Origin of the sequence: Aestuariibius violaceus, from assembly GCF_040779325.2 — a bacterium.
Lineage (GTDB): Bacteria > Pseudomonadota > Alphaproteobacteria > Rhodobacterales > Rhodobacteraceae > Aestuariibius > Aestuariibius violaceus.
Window position 1 is genome coordinate 1 of record NZ_JBFONT020000011.1, and the last position, 18883, is coordinate 18883.

At 61.1% G+C, this 18883-nt stretch carries 16 protein-coding genes and 1 pseudogene; 7 read left to right on the plus strand and 10 right to left on the minus strand.

Annotated elements, in window-relative coordinates:
- Window positions 1-459: 459 nt before the first annotated feature.
- Complete coding sequence (locus AADZ90_RS19890) at window positions 460-1479, minus strand: IS110 family RNA-guided transposase (RefSeq protein WP_367312334.1); 1020 nt, start codon at window positions 1477-1479, stop codon at window positions 460-462.
- Window positions 1480-1823: 344 nt separating this feature from the next.
- On the opposite strand from AADZ90_RS19890, the gene AADZ90_RS19895 reads away from it, so the two are divergent.
- Window positions 1824-2138 (plus strand): hypothetical protein, encoded by a 315-nt coding sequence (locus AADZ90_RS19895; RefSeq protein WP_411997114.1) that lies wholly within the window; start codon window positions 1824-1826, stop codon window positions 2136-2138.
- 29 nt (window positions 2139-2167) lie between these two features.
- On the opposite strand, the gene AADZ90_RS19900 is transcribed toward AADZ90_RS19895, so the two are convergent.
- The 3 genes from AADZ90_RS19900 to AADZ90_RS19910 form a co-directional block, all read right to left on the minus strand.
- Window positions 2168-3418, minus strand: coding sequence for a C45 family autoproteolytic acyltransferase/hydrolase (locus AADZ90_RS19900; protein WP_367312332.1), 1251 nt, complete (start codon window positions 3416-3418; stop codon window positions 2168-2170).
- 249 nt (window positions 3419-3667) lie between these two features.
- Window positions 3668-4138, minus strand: coding sequence for a hypothetical protein (locus tag AADZ90_RS19905; RefSeq protein ID WP_367312331.1), 471 nt, complete (start codon window positions 4136-4138; stop codon window positions 3668-3670).
- 61 nt (window positions 4139-4199) lie between these two features.
- On the minus strand, window positions 4200-5186 hold the full coding sequence (locus tag AADZ90_RS19910; RefSeq protein WP_367312330.1) for an NAD-dependent epimerase/dehydratase family protein: 987 nt from the start codon (window positions 5184-5186) through the stop codon (window positions 4200-4202).
- Window positions 5187-5306: 120 nt separating this feature from the next.
- Between AADZ90_RS19910 and AADZ90_RS19915 the strand changes: the two are divergent.
- Together AADZ90_RS19915 and AADZ90_RS19920 are read left to right on the plus strand one after the other, a co-directional pair.
- Window positions 5307-5498: pseudogene (locus AADZ90_RS19915) on the plus strand (helix-turn-helix domain-containing protein); the annotation flags it as partial.
- 42 nt (window positions 5499-5540) lie between these two features.
- Window positions 5541-6197, plus strand: a complete 657-nt coding sequence (locus AADZ90_RS19920) for a substrate binding domain-containing protein (RefSeq protein WP_411997121.1) — start codon at window positions 5541-5543, stop codon at window positions 6195-6197.
- 86 nt (window positions 6198-6283) lie between these two features.
- Here the strand turns inward: AADZ90_RS19920 and AADZ90_RS19925 are convergent, their stop codons facing one another.
- A complete protein-coding gene (locus tag AADZ90_RS19925) occupies window positions 6284-6895 on the minus strand; it encodes a TetR-like C-terminal domain-containing protein (RefSeq protein ID WP_411997115.1) in 612 nt (203 codons plus the stop codon).
- A 214-nt stretch (window positions 6896-7109) separates the two neighbouring features.
- On the opposite strand from AADZ90_RS19925, the gene AADZ90_RS19930 reads away from it, so the two are divergent.
- Both AADZ90_RS19930 and AADZ90_RS19935 read left to right on the plus strand, forming a co-directional pair.
- Window positions 7110-7562: a nuclear transport factor 2 family protein gene (locus AADZ90_RS19930; RefSeq protein ID WP_367312327.1), complete on the plus strand. Its 453-nt coding sequence runs from the start codon at window positions 7110-7112 to the stop codon at window positions 7560-7562.
- 711 nt (window positions 7563-8273) lie between these two features.
- Window positions 8274-8678, plus strand: a complete 405-nt coding sequence (locus AADZ90_RS19935) for an ATP-grasp domain-containing protein (RefSeq protein ID WP_367312326.1) — start codon at window positions 8274-8276, stop codon at window positions 8676-8678.
- On the opposite strand, the gene AADZ90_RS19940 is transcribed toward AADZ90_RS19935, so the two are convergent.
- Genes AADZ90_RS19940 through AADZ90_RS19960 form a run of 5 tightly spaced genes read right to left on the minus strand, consistent with a single transcriptional unit; the run spans window position 8645 to window position 16151 of the window.
- Window positions 8645-10777, minus strand: coding sequence for a phosphotransferase (locus AADZ90_RS19940; protein ID WP_367312325.1), 2133 nt, complete (start codon window positions 10775-10777; stop codon window positions 8645-8647). The genes AADZ90_RS19935 and AADZ90_RS19940 overlap by 34 nt on opposite strands.
- The gene (locus AADZ90_RS19945) at window positions 10734-12551 is read right to left on the minus strand and encodes an ABC transporter ATP-binding protein (RefSeq protein WP_367312324.1); all 1818 of its coding nucleotides are present in this window, start codon (window positions 12549-12551) and stop codon (window positions 10734-10736) included. The genes AADZ90_RS19940 and AADZ90_RS19945 overlap by 44 nt, the downstream gene beginning before the upstream one ends.
- On the minus strand, window positions 12548-13693 hold the full coding sequence (locus AADZ90_RS19950) for a glycosyltransferase family 4 protein (RefSeq protein WP_367312323.1): 1146 nt from the start codon (window positions 13691-13693) through the stop codon (window positions 12548-12550). Before AADZ90_RS19950 ends, AADZ90_RS19945 begins: the two co-directional genes overlap by 4 nt.
- Window positions 13693-14934: a glycosyltransferase gene (locus AADZ90_RS19955; RefSeq protein WP_367312322.1), complete on the minus strand. Its 1242-nt coding sequence runs from the start codon at window positions 14932-14934 to the stop codon at window positions 13693-13695. The genes AADZ90_RS19950 and AADZ90_RS19955 overlap by 1 nt, the downstream gene beginning before the upstream one ends.
- A gap of 11 nt (window positions 14935-14945) precedes the next feature.
- Window positions 14946-16151 (minus strand): glycosyltransferase family protein, encoded by a 1206-nt coding sequence (locus AADZ90_RS19960; protein WP_367312321.1) that lies wholly within the window; start codon window positions 16149-16151, stop codon window positions 14946-14948.
- 200 nt (window positions 16152-16351) lie between these two features.
- Here AADZ90_RS19960 and AADZ90_RS19965 point away from each other — a divergent pair, with 200 nt between their 5' ends.
- Window positions 16352-17929: a sensor histidine kinase gene (locus AADZ90_RS19965; protein WP_367312320.1), complete on the plus strand. Its 1578-nt coding sequence runs from the start codon at window positions 16352-16354 to the stop codon at window positions 17927-17929.
- Window positions 17926-18627, plus strand: a complete 702-nt coding sequence (locus AADZ90_RS19970; RefSeq protein ID WP_367312318.1) for a response regulator transcription factor — start codon at window positions 17926-17928, stop codon at window positions 18625-18627. The genes AADZ90_RS19965 and AADZ90_RS19970 overlap by 4 nt, the downstream gene beginning before the upstream one ends.
- The last annotated feature ends 256 nt before the right edge of the window (window positions 18628-18883 follow it).

Sequence of the window (18883 nt, forward strand, 5' to 3'; positions counted from 1 at the left end):
GTTTGCCGGAGCCGGTCGCGGCGAAAGCGCGGTTTTGGTTTAGGTAAATTCCTAGCCCGCGAACGACCGCTCTCACGACTCAGATGCGGTGCAGCGTTTGTTGTGCCGCAGGCTCGAAGGAATGCTGTGGCAGCAAAGCTCAAAAAGTGAATGGCGGCATGGTCCCGCGACCTGGCCATTGCCGATTTCAAGATGCTGCGGATGGCCGCCAATGTCCTGTGTGGATGGCTCCCGCATAGCAAGAGTTAAATGGAGTTTCGTGTACCTATTCAGAAGCGGTCTTGTGTCCGGCCTGTTTGCGCGGTTTTGACCGCTGGCCCTGATGGGATCCGCAGATCAGGTTCCTAACTGCTTTGCGGACTATTACGCCCGGGACATTGGGCGGAGCGTCCTGATCTTTGCGGCTGAAGGGTACACCATCACATCGTCGGTCTTGCTATCTCTTTGTTTCTTTCGCTTTCAGGCTGCGTGCGGTCTGTAGGGTTCGTTCCTGGTCAGCACGGCCCACATGATCCGAGCCGTTTTGTTCGCCATGGCGACTGTCGCGAGGCGCGCAGGCTTTCGTTGCAAGAGATCGGCAAGCCATGGATCGGCTCGGTCCGGATGATTGGCAACCTGCCTGACCCGTGATGTCATGCCGACCACGATGAGCTGGCGCAGATACCTGTCACCCATCTTTGTGATCTTTCCCAACCGCTCTTTGCCACCACTGGAATGGTTGCGTGGCGTGAGCCCCAGCCAGGCGGCAAACTCGCGACCGCTTCGGAACTGGTGACCCGAACCGATCGTCGCGGCTACAGCCGACGCTGTGACTGGCCCAACACCCGGAATGGACTGCAGAAGCTGCGCTTGTCTGCTGAGGCGCGCCTGAATGCGCATCGTGATCTCGTACCAGCCAAGGCGATTGTGGAGTTGCACAAGCTGCCGACTGAGGACGCGCAGGACGTCCAGCGCAAGCTCGGGCAGATCGGCCTGTCGTCCTTCTATTATCCCTTTTGCGAAATCGATGGCTCGCGAAACGCCGCGCGCAATGATGACGCCGAATTCCGCCGCCAAGCTGCGAAGCATGTTGATCAGCTGAGTGCGCTGGCGGACCACAAAGTCCCGTGCCCGATGCAGGGACAACAGTGCCTGCTGCTCCTCGGATTTGATCTCAACGAACCGCATCGTCGGGCGCGTCACCGCCTCGCAGATGGCTTCTGCGTCGACCGCATCAGACTTGCCGCGCTTCACATAGGGTTTGACATACATCGGTGGCATCAACCTGACGGTGTGACCCAGCTTGGACAGCTCACGAGCCCAGTAGTGGCTCGATGCGCAGGCTTCGATGCCGACGAGGCAGGGCGCGAGACGCTCGAAGAATGCAAGCAACTGAACTCGGCGCAAAGGCCGATTGAATGCAACCTCTCCGGTCTCAGTAACTCCGTGCACGTGAAAGATGGTCTTGGCCAAATCCAGGCCAACGGTGGTAACTTGCATGGGGTGGCTCCTATCTATCGCAGATTCTGACACCTGCAGTATGGCGCATTGCGACGCCGGGGAGCGGGAGCCATGCACCCCATCTGCAATGCGGAATGCAAATGCAGCAATTCTAGGTTAGATCGAGTGACCGGTTTGGGCCGCGAGGTGCTGGTTCCCACCCTCAGCCGACAGATCGACCATGCGGCATCGCCGCCTAGGTCTGCTGGGAGCCCTTACTTCACGTTGGCGCAATTGCGGCGCATGTCCGATTTCCCGATGGATCGTGTATACTGCGTCACATGCAGTCAGGCGTTGCCAAGCACAGCATAAGGTCCAATATCCAATATATGGAGGAAGGATTTATGACACATTCAGGCGCGAAAACCTCCTATGATACAATCGTTGCACAGTGTTTGAAGGATGCCGATGTTTCGCTTGGCAAAATGCTTAACGCGCAGAGTCTTCGTGTCAAAGGCAAGAGTTTCGCCTATCTCGGGACCGACGGCCTGGTTGTGAAACTGCCTGCCAGTGACGTTTCCGACTTGGAAAGGCGCGACCTCGGAAAGCGTCTTGTTGTCGGGAAACGGGTGATGAAGGAATGGTTGGTCGTATCTAATGCTCATTTTGACATGTGGTCAGAGCTTGTCGCTCAGGCGCAGGCATTTGTTGGCCGGTAGTACGCTTGAGATCTGGTTCTGTATAACGCTTACGCATTACGCGGTGATCCGTGTTGCAGGTACTCAATCGGCACGGAATTGTAACCTCCAATGCCATCGTCCGCCTGTCCCAATACACGCACTTCGAGGCTGGGTGGGTCGAGCCCATATAGAGCGCTCCAAAGCGTGCCACCAAAAACATCCGCCTGCGCATCAAAAGCATTAAGTCGGACCAACGTCGCTGCCTTCCAAGCGGCGTCACGATCATGGGGCGCGTCTTGCAGTGTATGTGACAGTTGTTCGTAGCGTTCGACAGAGCCAGTGTTGTCTGATTGCCGTGTGGTCTTGATCCCTGCATCAGGCGTCGCCACGCAATGATTTGTGCAGACCAATCTGCCACCGCGTGTGCCTTGGAAGATATGAGCGCCCTTGTCATCCCATTCCAAGATGGCGCTATCGCTATGACGGTCCGCGACGATGTAATGGCAAGGCAAAAACACGGTATACTTTGGCAAATCGCGAAAGAGTTCAACGGCTTCGGAAACAGAAGCACACTGCTCAATAAGAATCCGAACGATCGACAGCTCATCGAACCGATCAAACCGTGGTGTCTTTGGGATCGCGTTTTCGTTGGTGAGCGACAGAAGCGCCGCGCAAAAACCTGCATCGTTGATTCCATCAATCGCGCCAACAAATAGATCCATGCTGACCATCGAAATAGTCTGGCGACCGACATCGGGCGCGATCTTCATCAGCACAACCGGGTCCACCATCGGTCGCGTTTGTGCTGCTGGCATACCGACAAGCTCTGCAAGTGAACGCAATGTGAAATCAAAATTGCGGATCAACATCGGACTTGGTGGGCTTGCAAAAGATGCGGCCGAACACGCGAAGGGCGGTGGCTGGTCAGCTATGGAAAGTGAGTACCTGTTTCCCTTTAATCCGCGGTCTGCAAACAGCGCGGCCACGCCCTCTGCACGTTGGGATAGTGTCGAACAATAGGTTTTGAAGATATCATCCAGCGACCGTTCTTCGGCGGCGGATAACTCATCTTCCCCTTGCGGCGGCATTGAGAGCGTCTTGAGCGCGAACTCTGCAAGCTGCTGTCCGATTTCAAACTGTGACCCGGTCAAGCTCAGCCTCCAAAAGTCGAAGGGACATGTCGGCCTGCTTTGAAGCTTTTTTGTCGAGATGCTCACCGCAAAACGCTCCGAAAAAATCTCACTCAAGTTATTGGAGACCGGCGGGTTCGATTCAATACTAAGAAAGTCGCGACCCGCTTGATCTCCCAAACTGGTCATTGCGTGGAGTATGGCTAACGGCGGCAAAGTCCCGCCTTGCCGTCATCCGTAGACTGTGCAGCTAAGGTCGGCAGAGAGCCCCTTTTTACCGATGCTGCGGATTGAACGAATGGCGGCTTCGGTTGAAATGTGATGCGATGCGTGAATAGTTGCTCTGATGCTAGAGCCGTTGAACAGGAGAACTCAACGAGGTTTCCACCCTGATCTGCGGATATCAGGGTGGCATGCCGTTGCAGGGATCATGCTATTTCAGATGGCATCTGCTGTCGTGGCATAGACGATGAGCGGGACAATCAGGAGACTGAAGATAGCCGTTACGATCGCCTTGGTGCCGACTGCGCCTGCGGGGGTGAGGATGCCGTCTCCGATCAGTGGCAGAAGCAATGACAACGGCAAAGCGAAAGCAATTGCACAGAGTGCGGCGGCAACGACCGACCGTGTCAGTATCCTGCGTGGTAGTTGTCGCAGTATCGGATGAGGCCTGCGCCCGGCGTCGCGCAACATGGTCCCGTCAGCGAACGCCTTCCGGATAAAGAAGGTTCCAAGCAGCACAGATAGCAGGCCAATCCAGATCGGAGTCATGACCAAATCGGCGCGGATATCTCCAAGCATTAGCTGCGGTTCATTGCGCCAAAGGAACGACGTATAGGCTGAATTGATGGCAATGTTGAAGGCCGTGATGCCAAAGGCTTGGGCAAGCAGGAAGGTGCGGAAGGTCATTGGAGAAATCCTTTCCATTTGGGACAGCCAATCCAGCCCGAAGAACTGGAACGGGTGCAGATCAGGCTGTGAGGCTGATCGATGACGGTGACGTCTCGGCGAGGCAGCCCATGTTGATGAGCGTATGCTCAATTGCGGTCGCAATTGGGGTCCGCGGTTCCTGACCGAGCAGTTCGACGAGCCGCCCGTTATCGGGCCGCATTGGATGACGCCAAACGGGTTCGATCTCGAGCGCTTCCTTGGGAAAGCCGCCGAATGGAGCCAGCAAACGCATCAGCCACCAGGGAAAGGCTTTCTGCGGGAGATCGCGGCCGACGACCTTGCGGATTGTGTCCAGCATTGTTCGCCCGTCTGCGTCCCAGGTTCCTTCGAACTGAACAACTTCGTGTGGGCGCAGGCTGTCAGACCTATCAAGCAGCTGCGCGAAGCTCTCAGCGAGATCTGGGAGATACGCATAGGCATGCGGCACCCCGGCTGCCATGCTTGTGACCTTTCTTACGGGTTTTCCAGGGGTGATCATGGCTTGCGCGAACCAACTGGCTCGTGTGTTGGGGCCGTAGAAATCACCGGCGCGGACGATCACGCTCGGAACCTCCGACGTCGCGTCGGCGAGGCGCTTCTCTAGCGCGATGCGGATTTTCCCTTTGCGGGTGATCGCGTTCTGCGGTGTCGTCTCGTCGATCACCGGCGTATCGACGGGGTTGTAATTGTAGACCGTGCCGGGCAGCAAGATGCGCGCACCTTCGGCGGCGCTGGCCGCGGCGATGGTATTGTCGATCATCGGCAGCACGACCTTGTCCCAGTTCCGGTAGCCCGGTGGATTGACGGCGTGGACGATCACGTCAACAGCGCCACCGTTCGTGGCAGCTTGGATGACGTCTTCACGCTTCATGGCGTCACCGGCGACGAATTCTGGGATGACCGGTGTCTTCCAGGCAGCTTTGGCCTTGGCGATGTCGCGCACCATGGCACGGACAGTCCAGCCGTGATCGGCAAGTGCGCGGGCAATCGCCCCGCCAACACCACCTGTCGCGCCCAACACCAGCACCGTTCGGCTTTGATTGGAGGCATCTGTCATGTCTTTCTCCTCGGTTTGACAAGGTAGAGGTGGTGTTGAGGATGAATGAAAGTAATTGCTTAATTATTTTATTCAGTACATAAAAAACTTATGGGCACTCCAACGCACGCCGAAGCCGAATGGAACGATCAACGCGCCTTTCTTGCAGTGATAGAGGAGGGAAGTCTCTCGGCTGCGGCGCGGCGCCTGAAACTCTCGCAGCCGACTGTTCGGGCCAGAATTTCCGCGCTCGAACACGCGCTTGGCACCGCACTTTTCGTGCGTTCGGTTAATGGCATGGTGCCTACAGGTCAGGCCATGTCGCTTGCGGATCATGTCCGTCCCATGCAACGGGCGTCAGAGGCGATGATGCGGGCCGCATCTGCTGCGTCCGACAGGGTCGCCGGCGTTGTACGTTTGAGCGTTTCGGAATTCATTGGCATTGAGGTCATGCCAGCAATGCTGGCGTCGCTGCGCGCGCGGCACCCGGAACTTCGTGTCGAACTCGTCCTGTCCAACATCAGCGCGAATCTGCTTGAACAGGAGGTGGACATCGCGCTGCGGATGACCGACCCGAAGCAAAAGGCATTGGTCGCGCGGAAGGTCGCCATGATACCGCTTGGGCTGTTTGCGCATCGGGACTACCTGAGCCGTCGCGGAACACCCAAGACGGTCGAAGATCTCGCAAAACACGATGTCATAGGCCCGGACCGGTCTCAGTCGGACCTGACCCTGGCGGCCAAGGTTCTGCCGAGTGTACCGCCCGCTAAATTCGTACTCAGAACTGACAGCCACCCGGCGCAATTTGCCGCCATGAGGGCGGGCTTGGGGATCGCGGCGGTTCAGGTGCCCGTGGCCGAACAAGACCCGGCGCTTGTTCGCATTCTTCCGGATTTGCAGATCAACGTCTTGGAAACCTGGGTCGTCACACATGAGGATTTGCGACACGTCCCACGCGTGCGCGCCGTGACGGACCACTTGGCAGAGATGTTCAAGGGCTGAGGCTCCGATAAGACGGGCTTTCGCCCCAACGGAGGACAGCCCCTTCGGAGCGCCTGATCACAAAGCAACGTCAGAGCCGCTTCGCGCTACCCTGCGGCTTTCAATGCCATGGCAAGGACATGAGCCTGCCGGTGCAGCTCGGTCAAGGATATCCGCCTCTGGTTCACGATCATGCGCCAGTATAACGGCGATGGAAGCAGATCCAGGGCGAGCTCGCGGTCGAGGTCGACAGGAAGTTCGTCGCGGGCGATCGCCCGATCGAGCAGATCTTTGGCCCGACTGCGGCGCGCCATCGCGATCGTCTCGAGCAACGACGCCAATTCGTCCGACCGGGCCCGCTCGGCCAAGAGGTCCGGCAGGATGCGGCGGATCTGAGGGTGACGAAAAAGGATCGCGAGCGACCGCAGGAAGGCGGCGATATCCGCTTCGAGGCTATCCTCGTCAGGGATGGGTGTCACGGCCAACGCGACATCTTCTATCGCCTCGTTGGCAAACTCGCGCTTTGATGACCAACGGCGGTAGATTGCAGCTTTGCCTGCCCCTGCTTTCTTGGCAACACGTTCGAGGCTAATTGCAGCGTAGCCTCGCTCGGCCCATTCGTCGAAGAAAGCGCGATAGAGGGCTTGCGTCAGCTCGGGCCTTTGAACAGCTGCGCCGGATGGTTTTTGCGGCTGTTGGTTGGAGCTCGAGTGTGCCATCCGCATCCAGTGTTTTCACGTCAATACGTTAGCGTTCCACTCTTGCCAGAGAAACCGGAAATGGCCGGTAAGACCAATCCAGGGACCTTGCCAGGTTTTCGTCTCTCATATGCATCGGAGCAGATGTCGCAACAGTTTTTCGTCGGAACGATTGCGTTCCAACGATTGCTCCCCACCTTCTTTTCCAGAGCACCGTGAAGAAAGGAGCACTTCGATGCCTGACACCGATCCATTACCCGCCCTCACGAAATTGCTTAAAGAAAGCTTGGGTGATCTTCTCGACCCGGCTGACAGCTTTCCGGAGATGTGCGCCGAGGATGTAGTATTTGAGGCGCCATATGCTCCGGCTGGATCCAATTTCCTCAAGGGCCAGGCCGCCGTATCCGACTACCTCCCGGTGGTTCGTGAACACTATGACATTCAGGAACTGGCTGAGACCGCATTCTACCGAACTACCGATCCGGAAGTCGTGATCCTTGAATTCGAGGCACGGAACAGTACTGGCCGGAAAACCGGCCTGCCGTACGATCAAAGATACATCAACGTCATCCGGGTTCGGGACGGCAAGATCGTCGACTACCGGGACTACTGGAACCCCGTAGTGGCCCTGTCAGCTGCTGGCGGCGTTGATGGCATGCCTGACGTCGTGAAGGGCAGTGTGGCCTGAGCTGCAAAGAGCGACTTCCTGGGCGGCGTTGTCGCCTCGGATTTCGCCAAGGATGAGCATGTCAATTCGGCAAGCATTACGTCTTAAAATCAAAGACCAAGACGATGACAACCACTCTCACGCGAATGAACCCTCCCACTCTGCCTGACGCGGGAAGAGTGGGTACTCTCATATGATTCCTTGCGGTATTGTCGTGATGGAACGAACAAATCAAATACCTAGTGTCTTCGTTTTGCCGACGCACCGTCCGAGTCCGCGTAGAGGTGTCCGATACTGCTTGAAAGATGCGGCTAGTGTGAAGGCACCGTCGACACACTGCTCTCAGCGGAGTGGCTATCCTTGATCGACATCATGATCTTGGCAGGCAAGCGCCCACGTCCGGGAACTGTACTTGAGGTTGTTACTAGGATTCTTGTGGCCGGTGGCGCAAAGCTCCAAGTTGAGTGGAGGGACCCGTTAGGCGCCATCGCGGCGGAGGCATCACAGCTTCTCGTACATCGCGGTGTCGGTTTGGATGTCTTGGCCGAGATTGCTGTCCGCCGTCCGGAACGGATCGTCAACCCGCCAAGCGCCTGTTTGCGCGTTGCCGATCGTGCTGCGCTTGAGAGGGTCTTGCGAGAGGTGGGACTGCCTGTCCCCGTTTCGGCAACCGATTATGACTGGTGTAGTGTCCAAGAAAGAGCGGCGTCGGTACCGGTCTTTCTCAAGGCGATGTCAGGAGCCGAGGGGCGCGGGGCAGGCGTGCTGGCCTGTCCGAACGGCGCCCCAAAAGAGCCGCCCTTTCCCGGTCCGTGGCATGTCGAGGCGCAGCTGGCCAATGATGGGTTCGACCGAAAACTCTACGTTGCGGGTGAGCGGGTCTTTGGCCTGTTGAAAGCGTGGCCACGGGAGGAGAATGCCTCGCCCATGCCATTCGAGCCGCCTGAGAAGATGGTGGATCTGGCGCTGCGCGTCGGACGCGCGGTTGATCTGGAGATCTACGGGGTGGATCTGGTCGGGCGCGACGGCGTGTTCGGCATCGTCGATGTGAACCCGTTCCCTGGTTTTCGCGGTATCCCGGAGGCGGGGCAGGCCATTGCGGATCACATCGCAGCGCGTTTGAGCGAAGCGGGCTGAGCGCCGAGCCGGTCCCGGCACAGATCCGCGATGATCGGGATGGTATGGCGCCGCTCTTCGAAGCCGCCGGCGATGGCGATGTGGCGGGCCAGGGACAGCCATTTGAGCGTATCAATCCGGTCCTGCGGCGGCAGTGGCCGCGTGGCGCTATAGCCCCGAAGGAAGGTGGCACCGAGCGGTTCGAGGAGGGTCCAGTCGCCGCCCCCGCGCAGCGCAAGTTCGATCAGGTGCGCAAGGAAGTTGGCGATATCGATCGCCGGATCGCCGCTTGCGTGCAGGTCAAGGTCGACAAGCCAGATGACGTCCGTGTCCACGATTACCTGATCGAAGTAGAAATCGCGGTGAAGTCCCGAAGGTGCGGCCTGTGGCAAAGCCTCGATGGCCTGCCTGGCCGGGCTCAGGAGGTCGGCATAGGGCCCGTGGCCTATGGCGCGCCGGAGCACGTCCATCTCGTCGGTCAATGTCCAGCGCGTTCGGGTTTGTGGTGGTGTGTCGTGGAGTACGGCAAGGGCCCGCCCCGTTCTGTGGAGCGCGGACGCGGCATCGCCGCTCTGCAGGAGCAGGCCGAGGGGTGTGCCGGGGACTTCGGTCTGGAGCCAAAGAGCTGGGTGCCCAAGCGCGCCCCTGACGGTTGGGACACCGACACCTGACGAGCCATCAAGACCGGCCACGCGCAGGTCAGCCTGTATGCTGGCGGCCCTTTGATCCAGGCCTTTGGCGCGCAGCTTGCCCAGCACGGCCTGTCCCCCCGGCAATGCGTAGCGGATCAGCGCGCGACGGCCCGGTTTGAGGCGCACGAGTTCAGGCTTGAGGCGCTGCGGATCCTTTCCGATCGATGGGGCTATCTTAGGGCCCATGAGTTGACCATTCAGGGCGTCGGACAGGCCGGGAATGATCCGACGCTTGGAGATCGATAGAAGCGCGCGCGTCCTGTCGAGGACGGCGTTTGCCTCGGCCCTCCAGTTTGGTCGCCTGTCGCGGAACCCCTCCTGTGCAAGCGCGAACAGAGCATGGGCCTGATGGCGCCGGAGGGCCTGTTCATCGATTGCGCCGCTGGCGGCCTCGTAGCCGGACAGGAATGCCTCGACTGCAGCTTCCGTGGGTGTGCCGCGTATGTTCGACAGGTCGAGAGCGGCGAGAAAGCTGCCGAGATCGCGCGCGAGATCTCCGTGCGCGGCACGGTCCCAATCCACGATTTGCGCAGTGTTCGGACCGGTCAGAACTTGATCGGGACTGAAATCTCCGTGCAGCGGGACGGATCTGTCCACGTCCGGGAGGGATAGGTTGTTAGCAAGATCATGGGCCGCGGTTTTCAGGTGAGGGAGGATTTGCCCGAGAGATGTAGCAAGGGCGATCGGGTCCTGGGCTTTCCAAGTGGCGAGCGCATCGGTGGTTGGAGCCTTGTGAGCCTTGGCTAGAGCTTCGCCCGCGCGCATGAAGCGGGAGACGCCGCCTCGTGGTGTCAGGACTTCGCCGGCCAACCAGCCCACCGCGATGGCGTGGTGGGTGCGAGACTGGCCGAGCAGGGGCGGCCCATCGACAGCGGCACTGTGTCGGGCCCCGTCATATGCAGCCTCGAACGCATCTGCATCGGTGTGCAGCTTTATAACAGCGCGGGGGCCAGACGGCCCGTCAGCGCGCAGAACGATCCGGCGGCCGGGCTTGTAGCGCAGGATACGAAGCATGGTGCCCGCCAGGCCGAGCGCTTCCAGCAGTATCGCCTGCTGGGTTGGATCGGTCAGGGCCCGGGCCACGCGCAGCCTCCGCTCCAGCCGAAGCGGCACCAGAACGGTTTGAATGTCATCGAAAAAAAGCGCACTGGCCCAGGACGGGCGCGCCCTGACCTCCGCATAGCGATCGGCGGGGTAGCACAGCGCACTCCACGCAGTTTGGCCGTCTTCGGCAATCAATCCGGCAACACAGCTCGTGCCGGGTTTGTGGCGCAGATAGGAGTGCCGCATAGGCGGGAGGCCGGCACGATGTGCCAGTGTCGGCGCCTCCAGCACCGATGCCAGCCCCGGCAGATCGGGGTCGCGCGTGCAGAGCGCGGCGTCGTCAGCCTGCGACGGCACGCGGAGGCTTTCCCGTCTGGGCGGCATGGGCGGCCGCAAACCAGCCACTGGACGCCAAAAGCGCTTCTGGCGTGCCGTCCTGTATTAGGCCGTCTTCGCCCAAGACAATTACCCTTTCGCACCGTGTGGCCAGTGCGAGATCATGGGTCACCATCAATGTGGTTCGCTCTTGCGCCGCAGCTTCGATAGCTGCCGCGACCTGCGCCTCGCTGTTTCCGTCGAGCCCCGTTGTTGGTTCGTCGAGCACGAGAATGGGTGTTTCGCGCAGCAATGCCCGGGCCAGGCTGAGCCGTTGCCGCTGCCCGCCTGAGAGAGAGGCGCCACGCTCCGCCACTTCGGCCTGAAGCCCGCCTTCCATTCCGGCGACAAAGTCTTCGGCGCCGACGACGCGCAAGGCCCAGTCCGCCTCGGCATCGGATGGTGTGCGGGTGAGCCCTAGAGCGAGGTTTTCGAGGATCGTTCCGGACACTAGGAGCGACTCTTGCGGCACCAGCGCGATCTGCTGGCGCAGAGAGGAAAGGGTGACGTCGCGCAGGTCGATGCCATCGATGCAGACCTGACCGTCGTCCGGGTCATGCAGCCGCATCAGCAGGGCGACGAGCGTTGACTTGCCTGAACCCGAGGGCCCGACGATGGCGACGCGTTGCTGCGCCGGAATGTCGATGTCGAGGTCGTCGAAGACACCATTGCGATCGGCGTGAGAGAAGCTGACGGACCGGAAGCTGAGCGCACCGTCAAAGGCGGGGGCAGGCCGCGCATCCTCGCGGTCGCGTACCGCATCTTCCTCGTCCATGAGCGCTACGACACGCTCGCCTGCGGCGAGGGCCTTGGCGAGGCGGGCCACGTATTTTGCATAGCCGCGCACTGGCCTGAACGTGTGTTTGAGGTAGCTGACAAAGATCAGCAGATCGCCGGGCGTGATCCGCCCAGAGAGCACTTGCAACGTGCCGAACCACAGGATCAGGACGAGGCCGACCCCCGCCAGAAGATCGACCGACCGTTCGAGGCCTGCCGCCATGCGGGCCGCTTTGATGCCCGCGGCCATATCCTTGTCGTTGGCACCGCCGAAGAGCTTCGCATTGCTGTCCTCCAGCCCGAGGGCCTGAACGGAACGGATGCCCGCCAGCGTTTCGGTCGAGGTTGCTGCAAGCTGGCCCTGCCGCTTGCGCTGGGTGCGGCTGATGTTTCTGATGCGCCTAGTCAGGATGCGTGAGAGCAGGAACAGGATCGGCAGGGGAACCAGAGCGACGAGCGCAAGCTGCCAGTTGAGCCACAGCATGACGCTGACCATGCCGACAAAGATCAGGATGTTGGCCGCCAGCGGCATCGCGGCGGTCACCAGTGTTTCTTTCAGCATCCCGACGTCGCCGATCAGGCGCATGGTCAGATCGCCGGCACGGGAGCGGGCGTGAAAGCCGACAGACAGTGATTGCAGATGCGCAAAAAGATCGGCGCGGACCTTGGTCAGAACACGGTTTCCGACAAGCGCAAAGCCCATAGTGGCAAGGTACTGGAACCCCGCCCGGGTCAGCACTGCCAACAGCAGCCCACCGGCACAAAGCGCGAGGAGGCGCATCGGGTCGATCGCCGCCAACGCCGGTTCGCCGGATGCGGCGGGGACCACGGCATCGATGACAAACTTCAAAGGCCACGGCTCTGCCAGTTTCGCGGCGGTGGCCAGGAGCAGGGCCAGCACCGATGCGACAAGCATCCGCCAGTGGCCGCGCAGATAGGGGGAGAGGCGGCGCACGATCCGGCCCAGACCGGGCAGCGTTTCGGTCAGGTGGCTGGCGCGGCTCATGCAGCGGTGGGTTTGGTCGTGATGCGCGCCAGGATATGGGCGGCTGTCCCGGCCCATGTGTGGTGGGTCAGGACCCTGGCCCGCCCTGCGGCGCCAAGGCGACGGCCAAGGGCGGCGTCACCGGCGAGGCGCATCAGACCTGCGGCAAGTGCAGCGGGGTCGTCCGGTGGTACGATAAGCCCGGTTGAGCCGTGAGTGACGATCTCGGGCAGGTGGCCTGTGTCACTGGTGACGACGGGCAGGCCCGCTGCCATGTATTCGTAGATCTTGAGCGGCGAGAAATAGAACGCTTCCGTCGCGCCATAGGGGGCTGTGCCGACATCCAGCCGCGCAAGCGCGGCGGGCACAGCGGAGGCGGGCAGGAGCCCTGTGAACTCAGCGGAGTCGCGCAGGCCCGCGCGCCCAAGCGCATCTTCGATTGCGCTACGTTCCGGCCCGTCCCCGATGATGAGCAGGCGCGCCTCGGGCCGGGCCGCGTGGACGCGCGTGAAGGCCTCCACCAGCGTCGGCAGGCCATGCCACGGTTTGAGCGATCCGAGAAACCCGATCGTAAATGGCGCCGCTGCGAGCGGTGCAGACGTGGGAAAACGTTCTGGGTCCACGGCGTTGGGCACCACGATCACATCCTTGGCGCCCATCGCCCGGGCATGAGCGGCGACGGGTTCGGTGACGGCGGTGATCAGACCAGCCGCGTCCATGGCGCGTCGAACGCCAGCCTCGGCCTCGGCAGCGAGTGCCAGGGTGCGATGCGTAGCATGTTCGGCCAACAGGGGGGCGTTTACCTCCAATACCGAGGCGATTCCCGCCTGGGCAGCCCATTCCATCGCAGCGAAGGCATAGAGGGCGTGGCGCTCATAGACCATATCAGGGGTAAGCGCCTGTAACTCCTTTTGGGCGACCGCATTTGCCGCGAGGAGTTGCCGCGCACGCATTGCCGGTTCTCCCTTCGGGGCCGGTGGCAGAGGCAGGACCGCGACTTGTGACAGGTCGTCGGGCTGCGTGCCTTCCACGCGCGGTGTCAGCACTGTCAGACCGTGACCGGCGCGGGTGAGGGCGCGCAGCATTTCCTGCACATGCACCGAAGCGCCTTTGGATCCCCAGATGGGGATGCCGGGATCAGCACTGACATAGGCGATGCGCATCAGGCAGCGCTCCGCTCGGACTGATCGCGGCGCGCCGACGCTTCGGCCCAGAGACCGCGCAGCGTCGAGGCGGACTTCGTGACGTCATACTCGGTCTCGATCAGCGCGCGGGCCCGTGCCGAGAGCGCTGCGCGCAGATCCGCGTCGCGCGTGGCGCGCTGCAGCGCGTCGGCCAGGGCCTGGGGATCCGCATCGGGCACCAGAAGGCCTGTCTCGCCGTCCCGCACCAGCTCCGGAATTCCGACCATATCGGTCGCGATCACGGGCAGGCCGAGGGCCATCGCCTCGATCAGCACCGTGGGCATGCCGTCGCGGTTGCCGTCCGAGCCGATCACGCAAGGGCAGGCTAGGACCGCTGCATTGCGCATCGCCTCCATGACCTGGGATTGGGGGCGGGGGCCTTCGAGGCGGATATGGGCGCCCATGCCGCTGTCGGCGATCTGGGCGGCGAGATCGTCGTGTTCCTCACCGGATCCGATGATGGTGCAGGACGGCACATCGCCTGCCTCTGCCATCAGGCGGACGGCTTCGATCAGGATGTGAAAGCCCTTCTTCTCGACCAGCCGCCCCACGGCCAGTATCTCGGTGGCATTTCTTCGGGGTCTGGCGTGCTGAAATCGCGTGAGATCGAGGCCGTTATAGACGCGCGCCAGCCGTTCGGCGCCATATGTCTTGCGCAGATGGGCGAGGTTGTAATCCGATACCGTGATCGTCACGTCCGCGTCGCGTAGTTTCAGATCCAGATGCTGAGGCTCCTCATAGCGGTGATAGATGTCCTTGGCGTGCGCGGTGAAGCTCCAGCTGACGCCCGACATCGCGGCGGCCAGTCGTGTGACACTTGCCGAAACGGTTCCGAAATGCGCGTGGAGATGGACAATCCCGCGGGTGCGGACCTCGACCGCGAGGTCAATCGCCTGGGCCACGTCCTGCCCGCCTGTCACCCCGTCCAGCGCGGCCAGAGCATCCCACGCGCCAGGCAGAAGATCACGCGCGCGCGTCAAGCGATCCCATATGGCATCGGGGCCTGTGAACCGGTCTTTGATCCGGGTGACCGGGGCACGTACGCGGCCCAGAATGTCCTGGTAATGCGTCTCTTCGACCGGGCGCAGGGCGAAGATCTCGATCTCCTGACCGACGGCTTCGTGGGCGAGGATCTCGTTGATCACGAAGGTTTCGGAGAAACGCGGATATCTTTTGAGCACATAGCCGATGCGGCCGATCGGGGGATGAATATCGGGCACGATAACTCTCCTTACGCAGCGGTCGGGATCGGGGTCGCGGCGGATCTGACCAGGGCCTGGACGCTGGAAAGGCCCGTCATGTCCAGCTGGTAGCCTGGCGTTGGAACCGGCGCCGCCATCCAGTCGCCCAACGTGGCTGGCGTCAGATCACCGGGCAACAGCATCGACACAAGGCCGCGGGCCGCCAACCGCTCGGTGCGCATGACCTGTTCGCGCCGGGGGACGCAGCGCGGCACAATGAGAGAGGCCCTGCGCAGGGCAAGTATCTCGATCGTCGTGTTGTAGCCTCCCATTCCGACGATCCGGGCGGCCCGGTTCATCACGTCGATCGGTTCGCGCAGGAAGGGCAGGACCAGCAGATCGTCGCGGCCTTTGGATAGTGCAGCGATGCGCGTTTTTTGAGCCTCGGGCATCTGGGTTCCGGTCACCAGAACGCCGCGATGCCCATCGGGAAGCGGCGCGGCTGCAAAGGCTTCGCACAGGGCTACACCATCGCGCCCGCCACCAACCGCGCAGTAGATATATGGCCTGGGATCGCATCCAATGACCTGAGCCAGATCCGCAGCCGCCTGAACGGAATCGCGACGCCCCGTCGGGTCCAGATAGCCGACAAAACGGCAATGCGCGCCGATGGGGCCCGACATCCCGCAATCCGTTAGAATGTCGTAGATGTCGGGGTCGCCATAAATCCAGACTTCGTCATAGTGGCGCCGCACGGTTTCGAAATTGCGTTGCCGCAACCACTGGCGGCGTGTGACGGCACTTTCGTCGATCACGTCCCGGAGGCCCAGAACGACGCGGCAGCGCTTCTGATGGCTTAGCATGGCCAGCGCTTGGTCCAGTTCGTACTGCGCGCCGCGAGGCACGTTGTCGACGATCATCAGTTCGGGGTCGAACCCCTCAACGGCGCTGCGGATCATCTGGCTGCGAAGTGCGGTCAAACGCGTCAGATCGGTTCCAAGATCACGCGGTCGGTAGCTGCCATCGCCTTGCTTGGCGTAGGCGGGCAGGGTCACGCAATCGACACCGGCTGGCAGGACGAATGCGCCGGCCTCTCTCATACCGCCGATCAGCAGGATTTCGGGGCGCGGCGTCATCTCGGAAAGAGCGGCAGCGATCAGCAGATTTCGCCGCAGGTGACCGTAGCCCAGCGTGTCATGGGAATAGAGTACAATCCTCTGAGGGCGAGACTGCGTGTCTTTCGCAATGCGGGACATAAGGTTTCTCTTCCTGTGCGCGTCGCTCTGTCATCAAACTGTCGTATTACTGTAGTGTGCGAGGCGCAGATCCCTGCATTAGAATTCTGTTAGAGATGTTTGGTGCCGCTGGCGCAGGCACAAAGTCGCTGTAAATTGTGGGATATGCTGACGGCATATTGCCGGGATGGCATTGTTCAGCGACTTCGGCGGGGGGCGATGTGCGCTTCAAGACCAAGATCGGGATCGCGCAAGCGGGGCTTGCTACCGGGCTTGGTTTGCTGCTGGCAGCAATGCTCATGTCACTGACGGCCGGTGGCGATGCCGCGCGCGAGATCAGCAATTCCTACGAACAAACACTGGCTGTCACCTCCATTGCGAAGGCGGCAGACGACTATTCCGAGCAGATTGCCGAAATGTTCATTCTAGGCCCGAGCCCGAGCGAGGCCGAAGCTGCGCGCGATGATCTTTTGCGGGTTGTCACGACAATGGAGAACGAGGTCGAGGATGAGCTGGACGGCCTGACCGCACGGCGTCACGCGGCCGAACGTGTTTTGGAAATGGAGGAGCTTGAGCGGATACAGGTGATGCGCATCCTCATCGAAAGGATCGAGGCCGCGCGCACGCGCATCGAAACACATCTGCGCGATGGCCGCTTAAACGACGCAATGGTGATCTATCGTGACGAGATCGAGGGCAATCTTGACCAGACCCTGGATCGGCTCGTCGGCGAAGCGATCACGCGAGAGACAGGCGAGGTTGTCGAGGCATTGGGCGAGACGGCGGTCGTCGCGCATAGGATGCGCATGGTGACGTTCGCGCTTGCACTGGCCGCTCTTGCGGCGCTCGTTGCCCTGTCGATCTTTCTTTACCGCAGTGTCTTGCGACCGGTGAAAGCGTTGGCACGCGGGGCTGAACTTGTCGCGGCTGGAAACCTCGATCATGTCGTTGCGGAAGTGGAACGCGGGGATGAACTGAGTGAGCTCACCCGCCGTTTCAATCGGATGACGGCTCAGATCAAGGCGCAGCGCACCGCATTGCTCGGGGCCAAGGCCGATCTTGAGCATGAGGTGGATGCCCGTACAGAGGAGCTGCGTGACGCCTTGGAGAGCCTCGAGGTTCAGTCGGAAGGGCGCGCCCGCTTCCTGGCCGATATCAGTCATGAATTGCGGACGCCGCTGACGGTGGTGCGCGGCAAGGCCGAAGTCGCGCTGCGCGATCCGTCGACCAGCCCTGAACAATTGCGCAACGCGCTGGAACGCATCGTGCGCAAGTCCGCCGACATGAGCAGGCTGGTCGATGATTTGCTTTTCCTCGCCCGCAGCGAGTCGGGGACCATACCCATCCAGCGGGGCCCTGTCGTGATGCAGGAGGTTCTGGATGATACGATCCTGGACAGCCGGACTCTTGCACTGCCAAAGCGCGTCTCTGTCCTGCCGCGACACCCGGCAGATCCGGTCGTCATCCATGGCGATGCCGACAGGTTGCGCCAGGCGATCCTGATCGTACTCGATAATGCGATACATGCCGCGCCTCCCGGCAGTAACGTGCATGTTGCCTTGGCCGTCGAAGGGGAGATGGCACGGGTCACGATCACGGATGAAGGCACCGGCTTTACCGAAAAAGAGATCGGCGAGGCGACACGACGGTTCTATCATGGGCGTTCGGGGGGAGCGGGCTTGGGGCTTTCAATAGGGCATTGGATCGTAGAGGGGCATGACGGCCTCATCCGCCTGGCTAATTCGGACAGTGGTGGAGCGGAGGTCTCTCTCCTCGTCCCGGTGGGTAGGAGCGCATGAGTTCCGCCAAGATTCTCGTCGTGGAAGACGATCCGGAGATCTGCGAGGTCGTCAGCGACGCGCTCACGATGGAAGGCTACATCGTCAATATTGTGAATGCCGGGTTGGGTGTCGCCGAACGCCTGGCCGAGGAGCATCACGATCTGGTGGTTCTGGATCGGATGCTGCCGGATGTGGAAGGTGCGGACTTATGCCGGGAGTTGAGGGCGGTCGGGAACGATGTCCTGATCCTGATGCTGACGGCGCGGGATGCACTTGGGGAGAAAGTCGAGGGGCTCGAGGCAGGCTCTGACGATTATCTGACCAAGCCTTTTGCGGTGTCCGAGCTCGTGGCGCGCGTTCAGAGCCTTTTACGGCGCGCTGGCCGCGGCACGCCGAGACCGAACCTTCTGCACCTGGGACCGCTCACGCTGGATCGCGGCCGGGCGAGTGCGATGGTTGACGGGCGCCCGCTGATGCTGACGGCGACCGAGTTCTCACTTCTTGAGACGTTGATTACAAATGGCGAGCGCGTTTTGAGCAGGACCGAACTGCTGAAAGAGGTGTGGGGCTACGACTTCGATCCACAAACGAACAACGTTGAAGTGTACGTTTCTTACCTCAGGCGTAAACTCGGGGCGGTGACGAGCTCTGTCGTACTCCGCAACGTCCGTGGCTTCGGCTATACTGTGGAACTGCGCGATGAGGGGGGCGGTTGAGTCTTTGACGCCAGGCAGGTTTTCTGGTCGGCGTGTCCCAATTCATCTGACGACGGACAGGAGACAATCGGTCAAGTCTGCATCGCTCGCCTCAACGGAAAACCAACCAAACGGGCACTCTTAGTCTAGAATTGCGGTGGCAAGGCTTTGCCAAAAGAGCATGGCCCAACGCCTTCCAGATGGCCTTTTGGCCGCAATTCAGAGACAGTTAGACCGTGCCGCCTATGCGCGAAGCTCCACCAAGATCGGTCTGCGC